General features: G+C 54.8%; 12 protein-coding genes. 7 read left to right on the forward strand and 5 right to left on the reverse strand.

Translation table 11 applies throughout. The annotated features are described in order from the left end of the window. Positions 1–57: 57 nt before the first annotated feature. The gene (locus tag SV7mr_RS13725) at positions 58–696 is read left to right on the forward strand and encodes a 3-keto-disaccharide hydrolase (protein WP_145273070.1); all 639 of its coding nucleotides are present in this window, start codon (positions 58–60) and stop codon (positions 694–696) included. Between the two features lie 95 nt (positions 697–791). Here SV7mr_RS13725 and rsmD read toward each other — a convergent pair whose 3' ends face one another. Then, on the reverse strand, positions 792–1,478 hold the full coding sequence (gene rsmD, locus SV7mr_RS13730; RefSeq protein ID WP_419187363.1) for a 16S rRNA (guanine(966)-N(2))-methyltransferase RsmD: 687 nt from the start codon (positions 1,476–1,478) through the stop codon (positions 792–794). A 233-nt stretch (positions 1,479–1,711) separates the two neighbouring features. Between rsmD and SV7mr_RS13735 the strand changes: the two genes are divergently transcribed. The 4 genes from SV7mr_RS13735 (at position 1,712) to SV7mr_RS13750 (ending at position 9,832) form a co-directional block, all read left to right on the forward strand. Next, on the forward strand, positions 1,712–3,187 hold the full coding sequence (locus tag SV7mr_RS13735; protein ID WP_145273076.1) for a peptidylprolyl isomerase: 1,476 nt from the start codon (positions 1,712–1,714) through the stop codon (positions 3,185–3,187). A 334-nt stretch (positions 3,188–3,521) separates the two neighbouring features. Further along, the gene (locus SV7mr_RS13740) at positions 3,522–4,913 is read left to right on the forward strand and encodes an asparagine synthase-related protein (protein ID WP_145273079.1); all 1,392 of its coding nucleotides are present in this window, start codon (positions 3,522–3,524) and stop codon (positions 4,911–4,913) included. A 441-nt stretch (positions 4,914–5,354) separates the two neighbouring features. After that, positions 5,355–6,761: a DUF1501 domain-containing protein gene (locus SV7mr_RS13745; protein ID WP_145278423.1), complete on the forward strand. Its 1,407-nt coding sequence runs from the start codon at positions 5,355–5,357 to the stop codon at positions 6,759–6,761. Then, a complete protein-coding gene (locus tag SV7mr_RS13750; protein ID WP_145273082.1) occupies positions 6,758–9,832 on the forward strand; it encodes a PSD1 and planctomycete cytochrome C domain-containing protein in 3,075 nt (1,024 codons plus the stop codon). Before SV7mr_RS13745 ends, SV7mr_RS13750 begins: the two co-directional genes overlap by 4 nt. 146 nt (positions 9,833–9,978) lie before the next feature. Here SV7mr_RS13750 and carA read toward each other — a convergent pair whose 3' ends face one another. The 3 genes from carA to SV7mr_RS13765 all read right to left on the reverse strand — a co-directional run bounded on the left by carA (position 9,979) and on the right by SV7mr_RS13765 (position 12,237). After that, a complete protein-coding gene (carA, locus tag SV7mr_RS13755) occupies positions 9,979–11,109 on the reverse strand; it encodes a glutamine-hydrolyzing carbamoyl-phosphate synthase small subunit (protein WP_145273085.1) in 1,131 nt (376 codons plus the stop codon). A gap of 427 nt (positions 11,110–11,536) precedes the next feature. Next, positions 11,537–11,848, reverse strand: a complete 312-nt coding sequence (locus SV7mr_RS13760; protein ID WP_419187365.1) for a hypothetical protein — start codon at positions 11,846–11,848, stop codon at positions 11,537–11,539. Positions 11,849–11,865: 17 nt separating this feature from the next. Next, positions 11,866–12,237 (reverse strand): hypothetical protein, encoded by a 372-nt coding sequence (locus tag SV7mr_RS13765; RefSeq protein WP_145273088.1) that lies wholly within the window; start codon positions 12,235–12,237, stop codon positions 11,866–11,868. 499 nt (positions 12,238–12,736) lie between these two features. On the opposite strand from SV7mr_RS13765, the gene SV7mr_RS13770 reads away from it, so the two are divergent. After that, positions 12,737–13,462, forward strand: a complete 726-nt coding sequence (locus tag SV7mr_RS13770; protein WP_419187366.1) for an ankyrin repeat domain-containing protein — start codon at positions 12,737–12,739, stop codon at positions 13,460–13,462. A gap of 347 nt (positions 13,463–13,809) precedes the next feature. On the opposite strand, the gene SV7mr_RS13775 is transcribed toward SV7mr_RS13770, so the two are convergent. After that, entirely contained in the window at positions 13,810–15,576 is a 1,767-nt protein-coding gene (locus tag SV7mr_RS13775) for a hypothetical protein (RefSeq protein WP_145273095.1), read from the reverse strand. Positions 15,577–16,223: 647 nt separating this feature from the next. On the opposite strand from SV7mr_RS13775, the gene SV7mr_RS13780 reads away from it, so the two are divergent. Continuing rightward, positions 16,224–16,967, forward strand: coding sequence for a redox-sensing transcriptional repressor Rex (locus SV7mr_RS13780; protein ID WP_145273098.1), 744 nt, complete (start codon positions 16,224–16,226; stop codon positions 16,965–16,967). Positions 16,968–18,268: the final 1,301 nt, after the last annotated feature.

An 18,268-nucleotide genomic window follows, 5' to 3' on the forward strand; every position in this document is an offset into this window, starting at 1 on the left:
TCGTGCTCCAACGATGCATTCGTCCCACCTTTCTCGCCCCAATTGATCTCAACACCTATGCGAACTTCACTTTTAACTCTCGTTACGACCGCTGTTGTCGCGTTCAGTGCCGTGTTCACCGCTCATGCTGAAGAAGAGGGTTTCACACAGCTCTTCGATGGCAAAACGCTGACGAACTGGAAAAAGGCAACCGAGAACCCCGATGCCTGGAAAGTCGAAGATGGCATGCTGGTCTGCGCCGGCGAACGCTGCCATTTATTTTACAGCGGCCCCTTGGCCCCGTTCAAAAACTTCCACTTCAAAGCGGATGTCAAGACCACCCCCGGCAGCAACGCAGGGATTTACTTTCACACCAAGTACCAGGAAACCGGCTGGCCCAAATTCGGCTACGAATGCCAAGTCAACATCACGCACAAAGACCCCAAGAAAACCAGCAGCCTGTACGGCGTCGAAAACATTGCTGATCCGGGCCTGAAAGACAACCAGTGGTACACTCAGGAGATCATTGTCAAAGATCGCAACATCAAGCTGATCGTGAACGGCAAAGTGATGGTCGATTACACCGAGCCGGAGAACAAGCCAGCCTTTGACAAGAATTTTGAACGACGCCTTGGCGAAGGCACCTTCGGCCTGCAAGCTCACGACCCCAAGAGCGTGGTGTACTTCAAGAACTTGCGCGTCAAGCCACTGAAGTAGCCCGCCTGGCCGTCGCTTGGATCCAGCCGGCAAATCACTCTGCCGGCAAATCCTGTTCTCGCTGGCAACGCATTCACAGACCGCTGCTCAGCGGTCTACATGCCGCAAACCATCGGCGGTTCTAGAAACGACAATCGCGTGTTGCCATACATGCGATGATCCCACTGCCCGGGCGGCAAACCGTCCGGGTCAAAGTGCTTCTCCGATTCAGCCACGATCAGACTATTGGGTGGACTGTTCTCAACCGCGTTCTTGAGCAGTTTGGCAAGCTGTTCGGCTCGTGATTCCCACATCGCGTATGGAGGGCAAAAGAAGATCACTCGCGGAGTATCATCGATTACATCGGCACGAATCGAATGCTCCAGCAAGGGTCCGGCTAGGCGAAAGGTATCACCGGCCAGAAACTTGATTTGCTCCGCAACCCCCAGCGTCTCGGCAGTCGAACGCAAGAACCGCAGCGCCATGCGATTCATTTCGATCGCGGTGGCTCGACTTGCTCCGCGGCTCAAGGCCTCAAACGACACCGCACCGGTGCCGGCGAACAAGTCAATCGCGTAGGCCCCCTTAATGCGGGGCCCAATGATATTGAACAGACTTTCGCGGACGCTGTCTTTCATCGGTCGAGTGAATTCCGCGCCGTGGTAAACCACCACACGGCCACGCATCGAGCCACCGATGATTCGCAGTTTTTGCGAACGCCGTTTTTGCGGCTTCTTGGGGCCACGATTGGGCTCGTCATCGTCGTCCATCTGACGAGATCGGGAACGTTTTTGTTGTCTCATTCCGGAAGTATAGACACAAAACCGGATTCCTGGCATGGGCTGGGCGGTTCGGGTTCACGACGGCTTGGAAACCGTGCATTTCGCGATATCTTGTCAGAAAACCCTTTCCCCGCTCACTGCGTAGCACTGCATGCGGTGCCAAACTTCAGTGGGGTTCTCCCTGCCAATCGCCGCTTTCAAGACGCTGGGTGACGAAAAACACGTTGCCAGCCGCCACCAGACCAGGCAAAACCATGAATTGCCAACCACACTCGGATTTCAATTCCATGCAAATGAAGCAAATCGTGGACCGCGCCCGCTATTCGCTGGCGGCCATTCTGATGGTTTCTGTTCTGTGCCTGCCCGACTGGCGAGCATCTGCACAAGAAACGGCACAAGCCCCCCCCCCCGCGACGCTGCCCAGTGCTGAGACCGAGCAAGCAGCGACCGAGCAGGCGACTGCCAGTTCTTCGGCGTCCTTGCCGCCGACCGCCGTACCGCCCAACACGGGAACTGACGAGCCTGCAGCGAACCAAGTCCCCCTGCCTGGTGAATCCAAGTTTGACATGGAACAGGGCAAGGTCGACCAGATGACTCAAGAGCAGCAAATGCAGGTGCAGCTTGACTTCGCTCTCAAACAGTTGAAGGAACGCACGCCTGAAGACCAGGAAACGATTCAGAAATTGATTGCAGCGTTTAACGCCGAGACCGAAACGCTGCGTGAAGTGACTTGGGCCATGCGCGAGCAGCACACGCTTTACGTCAACGGATACATCGACGACAAAGCCCCGTACCTTGCCGCCCGCGACGCGGTGCACGCGCAGATGGAGATCACGTTCGAAAGTGCCCTCGATCTGGTCACCAGCGGATTCGGAGACCCCTATGCGTTGCAGTACATCCTGGTCATGGTCAAACGCCGATACGACACCGGGCTGTATGATTACAAAGCCTACATTGGCAGCCGCATCCTGTCGCAGCAGCGGGAACAGTTCGTCTATGTCCTGCTGACCCTTGCACGCGCCGCGATTTACAACGGTGCTCCAGAGGAAGGCAAACGCATCTACCAAAATTTAGAAGAAGAAATGGTCGAAGACATCGACCGTCGCTTGTTTGCCACCGCCGAAACGATTTCCGAACAATACAAGCAAGAAATCGAATTGATTCGCGCACAGGCGAAAGACTTGCCCGAGGTCAAAATCAAAACGACACGAGGCGATTTCACGGTCCAATTGTTTATCGATGAAGCCCCTGAAACCGTGGCCCACTTCATCACGCTCTGCGAAGAAGGCGCCTACGACGGCAATGACTTTTACTCGGTCAAAAAAGAAGAGACCATCTTGACCGGCGACCCGGCCGGTGACGGCAGCACGGAACCAGACCAGTTCATTCCTGATGAACACGAACGAGAAACCACTCGCATGCCGCTGGCGGGCTCACTGGCGTTCCTAAAACTTCCCATCCCAAACTCCCCCGGCCAATTCGTGAAAAACTCCGCCGGCACTCAGTTCGCTATCCTGCTGGCTCCGATTCCATCGATCATCAAGGCGCAAACCGTCTTCGGTCGAGTGGTCGAAGGCATGGAAGTCGTCACCTCATTGCGACAAGTTGACCCCAAGAAAGAAAAGAGCAAGAACGAGATCAGCCTGCCGAACGACCGCATCATCAGCGTCGAAGTGATCAACCGGCCGGAACAACTGCCCAAGGTCAATTACCTCAGCCAACCAGGCTGATCCTCATCGGCTGGATCGGTTCTCCGCCACGCCAATTGGAAGCCGCCAAATTGAACCCGCCAGCTGGACCCTTCATCGGGTGGGGCAATCGAGTTTTGCGGGCCAAGAAACGGCCCGCATCCACCAAACAAGGGATTTCCAAATCGATCCGCCGACCGAGCCCGCTGGTTTCCCTGTAAACACCCAGCATTTCGTACGATCACCTTCCAGGCTGACCCCATCTTCCGCTATCTTGACCCTAGGCGGATTGGTTTGAAGATGCCTGCAGGGCGGCTCAAACCGGTGAACGAGATTCTTCGAGACAGCATTGGACTCACGAGAGATTGGATTGAGCATGTCAAACCCATCCAACCCGGAACAGCCGACGGAATTTCAGGGACAGTCTCCCGCGTTGATCGATCGAGTGGTCAACTTGATGGCCCCGGAAGGAAACATCTTCCTGAACACAAGCTATGAAGAGGCTTGTGCTGCCTTGAACAGTGGCAACGCCGAAGCGGTGGGCAAGATCCGCGGACAGTTTGCGATCTGCCAGCAAAGCGGCAAAACGATTCGCATGGCGCGGTCCATTGGTCGACCGATGCGATACTTTTTGGCCAAGCGAGCTGAGGGGCCAGCACTGATTATCGCCGAACGAATGAGCGAGATCTTGGACCAATTGCGGCGTGAAGGCTTGGAGGATCAGTTCCATCCTTCCTACACACGTATGGTCCCTGCCCACTACTTGCTGGAATTGCAGCTCGTTGGATGCCCTGACCCCAATCCTAAACTAACGCGTTACTTCGCGCCGGATCGCAACCGCCTGCCTGCAGACATTCAGTCCATCGGAGCGGCGTACATTGAACGCTTGGCTGAGGTCATCGATCAGTTTCTGGTGCAGATCCCCGAGGATCAACCGATCGGCGTCATGTTTAGTGGCGGCATCGATAGTGGTTCCGTCTTGGTGCTGGTCGACTACTTATTGCGCCGCCGGGGACAGTCGCCGTCGCGGATCAAGGCATTCACGCTAGCGGTCAACGGTGACCCCGGCGATATCCAACAAGCACGAGACTTTCTGAAAACGATCAACCTCGAAATGCTGCTGGAGCCCATCGAAGTTGATGCCACCAACATCCGTTGGCAAGACGCGATCGCGTCCATGGAAGACTACAAACCTCTGGACGTGCAATCAGCGACGATGGGATACGCTTTGTTGCGCGAGATTCGCCAGCGCTATCCCGACTGGCAATACCTGATCGATGGTGATGGCGGCGACGAAAACCTGAAAGACTATCCTATCGAAGACAATCCAGAACTAACGATCCGCAGCGTGCTTGGCAACCGCATGCTCTACCAAGAAGGCTGGGGAGTCGATGCCGTCAAGCACTCGCTCGTTTATAGCGGCGGACAGAGTCGTGGGCACAGCCGCACCAGCGCACCGGCTGCCCAATTTGGTTTCAAAGGATTTAGCCCCTATGCGGTTCCGGCGGTGATTGAAATCGCGGAGTCCGTCCCCTTTGTTTCACTGACCGACTGGGACCACAAGAAACTGTATGACCTGAAAGGACAAATCGTAGCGGCCGGCGTTCGCCACGTGACAGGCGTGGACATGCCCGTTTACGAGAAGCGTCGTTTCCAGCATGGCGCCGCCGATTCAGACACCTTCGGTGCCATGTTCCCCAACGACGATCAAGTCTATCGCGATGAGTTCAAGCGATTCATGGAATCCCTGGTCGAACAGTCCTCTTAAACCGATGGATCTAGTCCACGCGACGCGCTGATGAATGAGGCTTCGATTCCAGCGGGCATTGCTTATCGCATGATCTGGGCTTATCGCATGATCTGGCAATGTTAATGAGCGCATTGTTTGGACGGGTTGTTCGAATGCGGAGTTTGGGCGGGTTGTTTGGGCGGCACCTGCCTTCGCAGTGCCAAGGCTGAATCACGCACCGGATCCCGACTGGCCAAAACGCCCGCCTCTCCGCCGGGGTGCGAAATCGCATCTCCGACAAACGAGCTTTGCGCGGCAAATTTGTTGATTTGCCAGCTCTGGGAACAGAGAACTGTCGACTTGAAGCGAGTCAATAGGTAGGCTGCATCTCCCGCCTTTCCATCCCTCCAATCGTAGCACTTTCTCATGAAGCGTCATCATTGTCGTCGCTATCGACAGCCGGCCATCAGTCGTCGTCAGATGCTGACAAACGCTGGCAGTGGTCTAGGGGCACTTGCTCTGGGTTCTTTGGCTCTGGGTCCTCTGCCTCTGGGGCATCAAGCAAGCCATGCAGCGGGCACGGAGTCTCCACTGGCTCCCAAGCCGCCACATTTTGCACCCAAAGCCAAAAGCATCATCTTCCTGTACATGGACGGTGGGCCCAGTCACGTTGACACGTTCGACTACAAGCCGATGCTGGAGAAGTTTAACGGCACGGATCCTCGTCAATCGATTGGAAAACTGGCCCCCACCCAGTTTGATAACGTCGGCAAGCTGCTGAACAGTCCCTGGAAGTTCAAGCAACATGGCGAGTGCGGCCGCTGGGTCAGTGACTTGTTTCCACATGTATCGACGGTGGTTGATGACCTGGCGTTTGTCCATTCGATGACCAGCGAGTTTTCCGAACACACCTCAGCAAACTATTTCCTGCACACCGGCAATGGCCTTCAGGGTCGGCCCAGCATGGGCGCCTGGCTTGGCTATGGCCTGGGCACCGAAAATCAGCAGCTTCCCGGATTCGTCGTGATCAACGGTGGTCTGATCCCGCCCGGTGGCTTGGATTGCTTTGGAAGCGGGTTCCTGCCGTCAGCCTATCAAGGCAGTGTGTTTCTGCCAAACAAGACGCCGATCGCAAACATTCGCCCCAGTGAACCCAACGACCAGTTACAGCGGAACAAGCTGGACTTGATCAATCAGTTCGATCAGCAAACCCTGGCCGAAAGCGGCACCTCGCCGGAGATCGAAGCGGCGATCCAAAATATGGAAACCGCTTACCAGATGCAGACAACTGTCCCCGAATTGGTCGACCTGAGTCAAGAGACCAAACAGACCCAGCAGATGTATGGACTGGAGGCGGAATTTAAGAACACCCAAGTCTTCGGCCGCGAGTGCTTGATTGCTCGTCGGCTAGTCGAGCGCGGCGTTCGCTTTATTGAACTGACCTGCCCCGGTGGCAACGGCGATCGCTGGGATCAACATGGCGGCTTGGTTGATGGGCATACCAAAAACAGCAAGTCCGTCGATCAGCCCATTGCCGGATTGATCAAAGACCTCAAGCAACGCGGCCTGCTCGATTCGACTCTCGTTGTCTGGGCAGGAGAATTCGGCCGCACGCCGTTCGCCCAAGGTTCTAACGGCCGCGACCACAACCCGTTCGGCTTTACCATCTGGATGGCCGGCGGTGGCATCAAAGGCGGTGTGTCCATCGGTGCGACCGACCAGTGGGGCTATCGCGCCGTTCAAGATCGCTATCAAATTCATGATTTGCACGCCACAATGCTGCACTTGATGGGCATTGACCATACCAAATCAACCTTTCGTTTCAGCGGGCGTGATATGCGACTGACCGATGTTCATGGACGTTTGATTGAAGGAGTGCTGGCATGATGATTCGTCTTCAAACACTTGGATTCTATTTGGCGACCAGCGCCGTCGCGGCATTGCTCTCGAGCACCGTTGTGCGCGCGGACGAGGCGGAAAAACGTGAGTTCTTTGAGAACAAGATTCGCCCCTTGTTGGTGCAATACTGCTTTGAATGCCATAGCGGCGAAGAAATCGAAGCGGGGCTGTCGCTGGAATCCAAACCTGGCTGGGAGTTTGGCGGTGACAATGGAGCGGCGATCATTCCCGGAAAACCAGACGAAAGCCTCTTGGTCGATGCCGTTCGCTACACGGAAAACCTTGCTCCCGCGATGCCTCCGGATTCCAAACTCTCCGACGAAGAGATTGCACTGTTTGAAAAGTGGGTTCAGGACGGCGCGTTTGATCCGCGTACTGAACAAGCGGGTCATGCGCCAACGAAACTCCCCTTCGATGTCAAGTCTCGCGCGGACCAGCAGTGGTGCTGGCAACCCATCAAGCATCCAGCTCCACCACAGGTCAACCATGCAAAGTGGCCGACCAACTCCGTTGACTCATTCATCTTGGCTCGCATCGAACAGGCTGGCTTGCACCCAGCCGATGATGCCACTCCAGAGATTTGGCTCCGTCGCGTTTACTTTGATTTGATCGGACTCCCCCCGTCGCCACAGCAGATTGCAGCCTTCCTTGCCGATCCCTCAGCGGCGGGGAAAGCCAAGGTGGTCGACGAATTATTGGGCTCGGATCATTTCGGTGAAAAGTGGGCTCGCCACTGGATGGACCTGACACGTTACGCAGATAGCTACGGTCATGAATTTGATTATCCGATTCGCTACGCCCACGAATACCGAGACTACTTGATTCGCGCGTTCAACGCAGATGTTCCCTATGATCAGTTCCTGACCGAACATGTCGCAGGCGACCTAATCGAATCACCGCGTCGCCATCCGACGGAAAAGTACAATGAGTCCGTGATTGCCACCGGCTCATGGTTCTTGCATGAAGCCACGCATGCGCCCACCGATGTATTGCAAAACGAAGCGGACATTGCGTCAAACCAAATCGACGTGTTCGCCAAGTCATTCCTGGGCTTGACCGTCGCGTGTGCCCGTTGCCACGATCACAAATTTGATGCGATCTCAACGGCTGACTATCACTCGATCTTCGCTTACTTGCAAAGTAGTGGCCGCCGCGAGTTGGACCTGGACCCAAATGAGACCAGCAAGACCGCGGCCTCCCAGGTTGCCTCGATCCGTGAAGGCATTCCCGATCAATTGAAATCACTTGCCACCGGTGAAACCGAACTTCACTCCGACGCCCTGCGCAGTGCACTAGAACAGGCGTGGACGAATCGTCCCAAAGTCAATGAAGACGACCGTCAGGCCAAATGGAATGACTTCACCTCTCAAAGCACGCTGCTCGCTGACTTCACTGACGGCAAGCTTCCCGAAGGCTGGCAGAAAGACGGGCAAGCGTTTGTTGGAATCGACAACACCGCGGGCTTGCTGCTGTCCCCAACCGGCATCGTTCTCCAGCCACATTCGATGGACAGCTCTGCCAATGGCGGAAAGGCAACCGGCAGCATTCGATCGCCCTACTTCGAACTGACAGCCAATCAAATCCATCTGCGGATCCGTGGTGATCAGAACCTGTTCATTCGTTTTGTGATGGACAACTATCAACTGGCCCCTGCCAATGCGTTGCTGTTCCGTGGCACGTTCATCAACGGAGGCGGTACAAAGACGGACGGAAACTGGAAATGGGTCACGTTGGGTGGCGACATGCGCAAGTACGTCGGCCACCGCGGCTATCTGGAAATCGTTGACAACAACGGTGGCTCGATCGCCGTCGATCAAATCTGGATGTCACCGCGCGGCCCAGCGGAGCCACCCGAAGTCAATCCAATTGCAGCAGATGACTTTGAGACCGCCTGGCAGGAAACCTTACAGAAAGCCCAGCAGGGTCAGGTGACTCCGATGCTGCGTTGGGCGCTGCAGCAGACCTTAGCCGACGAAGCGAAAACTCCGATCACGGAACAACTTTTCGCTGACCTGATCAAACAGTTAGCGGACGCCGCGAGCGGTTTTGGGAACCCGCGTTTCGCGATCACGATGACGGAAGTCAGTCCCGAAACCATGCCGGTCTATATTCGGGGAAGCCACAAGAACCCAGGTGAAACGGTTTCACCGCGTAACCTACAAGCACTGGGCGGGCGAGAAGGCAGTCGCTTAGAACTGGCCAACGAACTGACAACGCTGGAAAATCCTCTTACCAGTCGTGTGATCGTCAATCGTCTTTGGCATCACCTCTTTGGCCGCGGCATCGTGGCAAGCTTGGATGATTTTGGCCCCCAAGGCATCGCCCCAACTCACCCAGACCTGATCGATCATTTGGCGACCACCTTTGTTCAGCAAGATGACTGGTCAATCAAAGCAATGCTCCGACGGTTGGTGCTCTCGCGCACCTATGGCCAAGCCAGCGTTGCCAGTCCAACCAACGATCCGACTTTGATCGCAGATAAAGACCCCAGCAATTTGCTGCTGCACCGCATGAGTGTGCGTCGCTTGCCGGCTGAATCCATTCGAGATGGTATCTTGGCCAGCGCGGGAACCTTGAACCGCCAAGCTTATGGCCCCGGTGTTTCAACGCACCGTACGGCCTTCATGAGCGGTCGCGGAGCCCGCGGCAGTGGACCTTTGGATGGTGCTGGTCGACGGTCGGTCTACCTTACCGTCTATCGTAACTTTCTGAATCCGATGCTCAGCACGTTCGATCGCCCCACCCCATTCGGGCCCAAGGGCAAACGAAGTCAGTCCAATGTGCCCGCCCAATCGTTGGTCATGATGAACGATCCATTCATTGTCGATCAAGCAAAACGCTGGGCACAAAATATGGCACGCGACCAACGCGATGCACCGACCAAGATCAGCGAAATGGTGCTGGCGGCTCATGGCACCACACCAAGCCCAGAACAACAGCAACTGTTGAGCGACTTCTTGCAAAATCAGACCAAGCAACACGGTGGAAACGAGAGCTTGGCGTGGCAAGACTTAGCCCAATCATTGTGGACCATGAAGGCCTACTTGTACCTGCGATAACGAACCTAGGCAGCGCGGCTGACAACTGGCTTTCAAGATGGAAGCCAGTGTCAGGTCGCAGTTTTCAGTTCGCAGTTTTCAGTTCGCAGTTTTCAGATCGCAATCGTCAGGGCGTTGCAACAGAGAGCTCGCCACCAGTGCCGGGCTTATTTAGCCAACTGCTTTTGGAAGCGGTCGAACAGGTAGTGGCTATCGTGCGGTCCGGACGATGCTTCGGGGTGATGCTGAACGCCAAACGCAGTGGCTTCTTTATGTCGCACACCGGCGATGGTATCGTCGTTTAGATTGCGGTGAGTGATTTCCAGGCAATCGGGCAACGAATCTTCTTCTACCGCGAAGCCATGGTTCTGGGTGGTGATTTCAACTTTTCCGGTTTCTAGATCCAAAACCGGCTGGTTTGCACCACGGTGCCCGAACTTAAGCTTGAATGTCTTTGCTCCACAGGCCAGCGACAACAGTTGGTGTCCCAAGCAGATCCCAAAGATCGGCGTCTTACCGATCAGTTCCTTGATCGTCTTCTGAGCATAATCCAGCGGCTCTGGGTCACCCGGTCCGTTGGACAGAAAGACTCCGTCGCCACCGAGTTCCAAAATCTTTTCCGCAGGCGTGTCTCCGGGAACGACAGTGACTTGGTTACCGCGTGAAGCGAAGTGCCGTGGAATGTTCCACTTCATGCCGAAGTCCATGCAAACCAAGTGCGCCTTTCCAGTGCCGATTGCACCGCCCTGACGCTTCACTTCTTCCTCGGTCCACTGATCCAGGTTTTGATCCCAAGACTGAATTTCGAAAGGCATTACCTCGCGAACCAAATCTCGGCCGACCAATCCCGGGGAATTTTTCGCTTTGTTGACCAAGGAGTCATCGTTTAGATCTTCCGTCGACAAGACGCCTTTCATGGCCCCTTGTTGCCGAATGCGCCGCACCAGAGCTCGGGTGTCGATCCCCGCTAGGGCGACGATATTGTTGCTTTTTAGATAAGCTGCCAAGTCACCGTTAGCTCGGTAGTTACTGAACACGCGGCTTTGTTCGCGAACGATGAATCCAGCCAGTGAAGGCGAGGCATGTTCGACGTCCTCAGCATTGACTCCATAGTTCCCAATTTCGGGATACGTCATGGTGACGATCTGGCCGCGGTAACTGGGATCGGTCAAGATTTCCTGATACCCGGTCATGGAAGTGTTGAAAACCACTTCACCGGCAATTTCGCCTGACGCCCCAAATGCCTCTCCGGTGTAAACCGTACCGTCTTCCAAGGCAAGTTTTGCGGTCTGAATCATGAGTTCTCAACTGGCTGGGGTAAGGATCGATCGGCTCGCCTGGGTCAAAACCGGAAGGTGACGCGGCCGGAACTGGCGATTGACCGTCTAGAAAGCGCATCCCATGAGAGAATTCAGCTCAGGAATTTCATCGATACACGAACATCCCCGAAACAATGCCCATCGCCGAGACCGCAACGGAAGGCAGCCCCAAAGGCAAGCGCAAGGGAACATGGCACAGACTTCCCAGACTGGGCCCAAAGATAGCCTAACAAGGCGTTTGCGCGGAGAGGGTGCAGGACCATTCGGACACCCATTTTTCCCAGTCGATGATCCGCCCCAATGAAGCGGCAACAGACTGGCAATCGAAACAATTTGCGGGATTCAGCCACGCGCTGGCCGCCTTTTAGTGGCGGAACGAACGCGGCCCAGCCAAAGAAAGCCGGGATTAACGCCCCGCTTCTTCAATTTCAAACAGCAGGATGATGGTCACATCACCCCCGGAAAACGTATTCATCGGACCAGCACTCTGCGAGGGGCTGGACGAATGGTTCCCCGAGATCGAAAGCACGCGAACTTTGTTCTTACGCAAAAATCGGTTGATCTGCGATTCGAGATCGCCGATCTCACTGTCGACGGCTTTGAAAATCTTGATTTGCTGCATGATGAAATGCTGAACCCTTTGGTAGTCGATGCGTTTGCTGGCACCAGTATAGCGGTTGCCTGACCCCAGTGGTGTCAGCAACCCACGCAAACGCACCGTCAAGATTGCCAGGACTACGCGACCGTCGTGAAGCGATTAAACGCGTCATCAACGGGTGGTTGAGCACGAGCCAATTGCAGTTTCAAATTGCTGACCAATTGATGCCATTGCTGAATCAGTTCCGGGATCGACATCCATTGCACCTGCCGCTGGTCGGCGTCCTGAAGGCCAAATCCCTGCTCGCTAATCTTTAGCTCGGTCGGCAAATGCAGCAGTGCCTCGACCATCAAGTGCTGGAAACGTTCCAGCGGCCCTAAATCTGGATCATCGTAAATCCACAGGTGTGATTGCAGCTGACGATGAATCATGGCCAGCGCCGCAGACGTGGCCGAATCGGAACTGACAACCATTTCACTCGAACCGCACTGCACATAGAACTTAGCCATCGAAAAATCCTCCATGAGAGTTCACCAAGGCCGGAACAACCGATTCGGCTGGGTGAAGCGAATGCTGAGCTGGGAAAGCGTGTCGCCCTCCTCGTGTGCTAGGATCATCGCGATCCATGTGACACCTCTGGTCCAGGCTCAGAAATTGCCGGTTGATTTTTCCAGCCCCGGCCGTTTTAACCGGCAACCGATGTTTTAACCCGGAACCGACAGACCACCGATCGCGGCCCCCGCGGCGCAAGTGCCTCAACATTGCAAGATTCAATGCCAGCTCTAGAAGTCGTCGCCAGAGGTTCGCGGCGGTGTTTCGATGGCCGTGTTCCTCTCGCTAGGCTTGTGTTCATCCATCGCTTAGCTAGTTTAGTGGCAGCTTAAGGCGTTCGTTTTGTCCTTTGGCGTTCGATCAACGCGGCTCCAGGCAGCCGTTTTCGCTTGCACACCCACCCCCCAAAAAAAGATGATCAAGACGTTCGCAACTGGCCTTACGATCTGCTGCCTCATGATTCTGTCCGGCTGCGGCCAGAAATCCGAACCAATCGACAAGGGTGATGCGGGCAAATCCGCAACAACCGGTGACACGTCCGGTGACACGTCCGGTGACACGTCCGGTGACAGCCAGCCAGCGGACGCAACCACCGACACAGCTGACGATCCATCCGCGACGGGCTCTGGCTCGGACACGACCGAGGAAGGAGAAAGCACTGATCAGGCGAGCCAACCAGCGAAATCGATGTACGATGCCACTGCATTCTGCTACGCCGCCTACGAAGGCAATCTAGCGGTGGTTAAGAAGTGCCTGGACGATGGTCTAAGCGTAAACACGGTCGGAAATGAGGGCCTCTTTGTGCTTGGCTATGCCGCTCATGCAGGCCAGCCCGAAGTCATCAAACTGCTCGTAGAAAAGGGAGCCAAGGTCAATGCCTTCGATTCCAAAGGCGTTACAGCACTTTACCACGCCGCCGGCAGCGAGTCGCCCGCCGCAGTCAAAGCGCTGCTCGACGCCGGAGCTGACGTTAACTCGCGAAACACGAACGAGCGTTTCACTCCTTTGATGATGGCCGCGATGGAAGGCCAGCTAGCCAACGTCAAACTGCTGCTAGAAGCCGGCGCGGATAAAAGCCTTCAAGACGCTGACGAAGACAACGCATCCAAATTTGCCGCTGACGGAGGGCACACCGCCATCGCAGAACTACTCCAAGTGGACAAAGCTCCTGAAGAGAAGTAACTTGCCGTGCTTGCACGCACAAAAATCGTAACGTGCCGTTCTTGCACGCACCTCTGCCCCAGAAACGATGCGGATCTGCGTGGAAAATTGTGCGTGCAAGCACGGCACTCGACGCAACTGCTAGGAAACGAAAAAAGGCGATTGTTCTGTGTCCAGAACAATCGCCTCTCGCATTAGTCGCATGCACAACTCGTGATTTGCAACTCACTGTCAGTGATGTTGATCATCACTCGTTACAAAGCAGCCCCGATAGAAAAGAAGATGAGAGGAGCTGACGAACAACGATGGTCCAATTTGGCGGCTCTGCTCTGCATCACCGCCAGTGGACTCAAACGTTGTCAATTAGATCATGATCCGCAGCCGTCACAGCCGGAGTCACAACCACTTTCGCAGCAAGGTTTTGGGCAGCGAATGGTCACAGGCACCTGAACGCAAACTCGTCGTGGAACACATTTGGTGACAGTGTAAGGTTCGCAGACCTTGCGGCACTTCGCGACCTTAACGGTCTTGGTGTAGCACTCTTTTTTGCATTTTTGGACGCAAACAGTGCGAGTTCGGCACTCGGGAACCATCTTGCAAACTTTGTAGCTGCAAGTCTTGGTTCGGCACTCAGGAACCATTTTGCAAGTGGTGTACTTGCAAACTTTCTGACGTGGCTCGCAGACGTACTTGCAAGTGGTGTACTTGCAGGTCTTGGTGCGGCACTCAGGAACCATCTTGCAAGTGGTGTACTTGCAAACTTTCTGACGTGGCTCGCAGACGTACTTGCAAGTGGTGTACTTGCAGACCTTCGTGCGGCACTCAGGAACCATTTTGCAAGTGGTGTACTTGCAAACCTTGGTACGGCACTCAGGAACCATCTTGCAAACCCGGTAGGTGCAAGTCTTGGTCTTGCATTCAGGGACCATCTTGCAGACGGTGTACTTGCAAACCTTGGTGCGGCACTCAGGAACCATTTTGCAAACCTTGTAAGTACAAGTCTTGGTCTTGCACTCAGGAACTCGCTTGCAAACGGTATAAGGAATTTCACGCGAACGGCATTCGGTGCGATAGCGAGTGCAGGAGATTTCCTTTTCTTCGCAAGTCGGCACCCAAACGCGTTTGCAGATCTTCTTTGGAGGGCACTGAACGCATTCAGTGCGGCATTCGCCTGGAGTGTAAACACAACGGCAAGTGCAAGGATCGTAGCTCCAGCAGCCAGGCTCACGTACGGTGCGAGTCATGGTCTTGCCGGGAATCTCTTCCACTTGCTTTTCCCAGTGGCCACCCTTAACTTGGATGGTCTTGGTGTAGCACTCAGGAACTCGAACGGTGTAGTTTTCCGTGCGAGTCTTTTGCTCTTTTACCGTGTGGTACACGGTGTAGTTGATCGTGCGTTCACGAGTTTCGTAAACAGGCTTGCAAACGGTGTAGTTGATCGTTCGCTCACGAGTTTCGTACACAGGTTTCATGACTGTGTAGTTGATCGTGCGCTCACGAGTCTCGTAGACAGGCTTGCAAACGGTGTAGTTGATCGTGCGCTCGTGAGTTTCGTACACAGGTTTCATGACCGTGTAGTTCACGTTGCGCTCGTGAGTCTCGTACACAGGCTTCTTCACCGTGTAGTTGATCACTTTTTCGTGCGTTTCGTACACGGGTTTCATGACCGTGTACTTCACTTCGCGTTCGCAAGTTTCGTACACAGGCTTTTTCACCGTGTAGTTGATCACCTTTTCATGAGTCTCGTACACAGGTTTCATGACCGTGTAGTTGACTTGACGCTCACGCGTCTCGTAAACAGGCTTCATCACGGTGTACTGAACTTCGCGCTGTTCCGTGTAAGGAACCATACGAGTGCACTGAACTTCTTTGTCTTCGTAGTAAACTTCGTTACGCGTACGGTAACGGGTCTCTTCGCACTTTTCCCAGACAGTTTTCGCGACGTTACGCATCACGGTGTACGAATTGCAATCGCCGGTCGCTGCCTCAGCAGACTCACCTTCGGTTACATTCGAATCACCACAATTTGTACAGCCGGTGTAGCTGACGGCACCGCAATAAGCGGCGTGTGCGGATTGAGCAGCAACAGCGATCAACACGATCGCAGCAGCTTGCATAAACCACAGCCTCTTCATCTTTGTTTCTCCAACATGGTCGAGGGATGCAATGGACGCAGGCGAGGGAGAAGCCCTCTGCTCCTGCCCTCTTCAGAAAGTTGTGCATTTGCACAGCGACTAAACCCCCACCATCGACCGCGTTCTCTCAGCGACTCAATGGACATGCCAGTGAGCAACTTCAATGAAACGAAGCCCAATCTTCAGAACCAACCGCAAGAGGGTTGGCAACCTGAAGGGTTGACACAAACCACGCGTGTTATGGAAGGGGGTTCTTCTGCGACAGATTCATCGACACAGGCATGATTGCTGAATAAGTAAACTGGGAACCCCAGGCAGAAACACAGCCCTGCGGGGTTTGGATGTATCACCGGAACGAATCAGGCCACCTATGTGGCTTTTGAGCGGTTCGATGATGAAATTCCCCCTCTTTTTCCTTCATTGCATCGGCGTATTGACAAACCATGTTCTAAGGGGGGCGCCATCTGATCAGGGCTAAAGATCGTTTCGATTGTCACAATGGAACCATTGCATCACTCGGGGTGCCGTCGAGCCTGATTGGTACCGCGCCAGCGCTGCTGACCAACCTCCGCAAAACCAGTGCAGACAGTAGATCAATGCCAACCGCGCCACCCCAGTCGCTCAATAAACTCGTTACAATCCGCAACATGAGCGCCCCATCGAACGACGACAAACACCTACCTCCTGCATCACTGCGGCCGCATGATGCGCCTCTAGCTGGCAGTGAATCGAACGCAGAAGAAAACCTGTCGCCTGATGCCCCCTCGGCTTCAAAGCTTTCACGCCCTACCGTTGGCCGGCTTAGTCTTTACTACCGGGAATTGAATCGGCTGCACACCAGCGGCAAAACTCATCTCAATAGCACCCAGCTCGGATCCCTGGTGGACGTTTCACCTGCAGTGGTTCGGCGTGATCTCAGTATGTTGGGCACCATCGGCCAGCGTGGGATCGGCTATTCGATTACCAAAGTCATTGAAAAGATTGGCTTGGTGATGGGCAGCGGCGTTCACTGGCAAGTGGTTCTGATTGGTGTTGGTTCACTGGGCAATGCGTTGCTGCGCTATCGCGGTTTTGAACAACTGGGATTTCGCTTGGTTGCCGCTTTTGACCAAGACCCTACCAAGGTGGGCACAGCGATTGGCGGAGTGATTGTCCATGACACGGAACTGATGGCGGCTCGCTTAGCCGAATTGCAACCCGAGCTTGCGATTCTAGCGGTGCCCGCTGACCAAGCTGCCACCGTCGCCGCAACCTTAAAAAGTTGTGGCATTAGTGGCATCTTGAACTTCGCCCCGACGACCCTGCGTCTGCCGGGTTCCTGCGCCGTGGTCAACGTGGACTTGGCCAGCGAGTTACAGCGACTGGCCTTTTCGGTTCAGCACCGATCGTAACAGGACCGAAAACGCAGGAAGTGTCCCGCTGAGTGTTAAAAGTTGAAGGATGGTCTCCCGGAAGGCAGAACACTGCCTTTCGTAACGTCTCAATTTTCGTCGGGTGCAACCGAGGGATGTCGCGGGGTTGTCGCGTTTTGATCAGTGGCTCACGCTGCCCCATGCTTCACGCTCGTCGTACAAGAGACGGAGTGTTCGACGTCTCGAATCGGGAACACTAATAGGCACTCATTTCCACTAATTGAATAGTGTTGATAAGTGCTGATTAGCGTTCTCCATTTCCAGCAATTGCCTCCATTCGCATTCGAGGCTGCGGACTTGACTTAACAGGCCATCAACCGAGTTCTGAAGTGGAGACGGATTTTGATCGTTGATGGGTTGCCTGGTTTCACTTGGGTGTCCAAGGCGTGTTTGGGTTGGTGGCTGGGTTAGAAAGGCCGTGCGTTTGACGGCTTGGCAGTACGTTGTCGCGGTGAGAGTGCGTTTGATTGGCCCGGTGGATTGAAATGGCTCGGTTTTGAGGGCTTTAGATTTGGTAATGGCATGCCGCTAGCCGGATCGAGTTTCAATGACTCGATTTTCTGCTCATCGGTCGTGGCCCCGTTGTTGTCAATCATGGGGGTGGCCGCTGGTGTGATTGCCGCTTGTGCGGAGAAAATTGGTGCGCGCAAGCACAGCACCCTACGATTTTCGTCGAGCAATTCCATCGTTTATTGTGACCTCCTCCTTCGTGCTCTTCGTGTCCTTCGTGGTTCATTCCCGGTTTTGCGACGATTGCAAGTTTCGGTGGACTGTACCCGGCAGATTATGAGCGTTTGCATGGCCAGCGGCGCTGGTGTCAGTTTTCTAGTGCAAGGGTTTGGGCGAGAAGCCTTGGTGTTCCTTGCATTCCAAGCGGCTATCCCGAACCCGTTGTAGAACACCTACGGCGTTCGGGGACGATGTGTGTGGGACCTGTCCCCAGGGTGCGCTGCGCGACCCTGGGCTATGGGGTAGAACGCCTTCGGCGTTCGGAACTCTGGATGCAATTGTGAAAGCCACCGGCCTGGATTTGGCAGGTTACCGACGTGCATTTCTCTGCCATACGTTGTCAGCGGCGCTGGCTCATTTGGCAAGCCGTCGTAAGACGCGTTGAGCAGTTGTCTACTCATGTGATCAGTGAGAGGCAAGCGGATCTTCTGGCTGTGTAACCAGTCCTTGATCCTGACGACCAAGGCCGGTCTACCTTGCTAACAGTGTGATCAGCTTTTGAGAGCACCGCAACGACGGCCACCGACGGCCACAGATTGGTTACAATTTCG

This window comes from Stieleria bergensis, from assembly GCA_007745635.1.
Classification (GTDB): Bacteria; Planctomycetota; Planctomycetia; order Pirellulales; family Pirellulaceae; genus Stieleria; species Stieleria bergensis.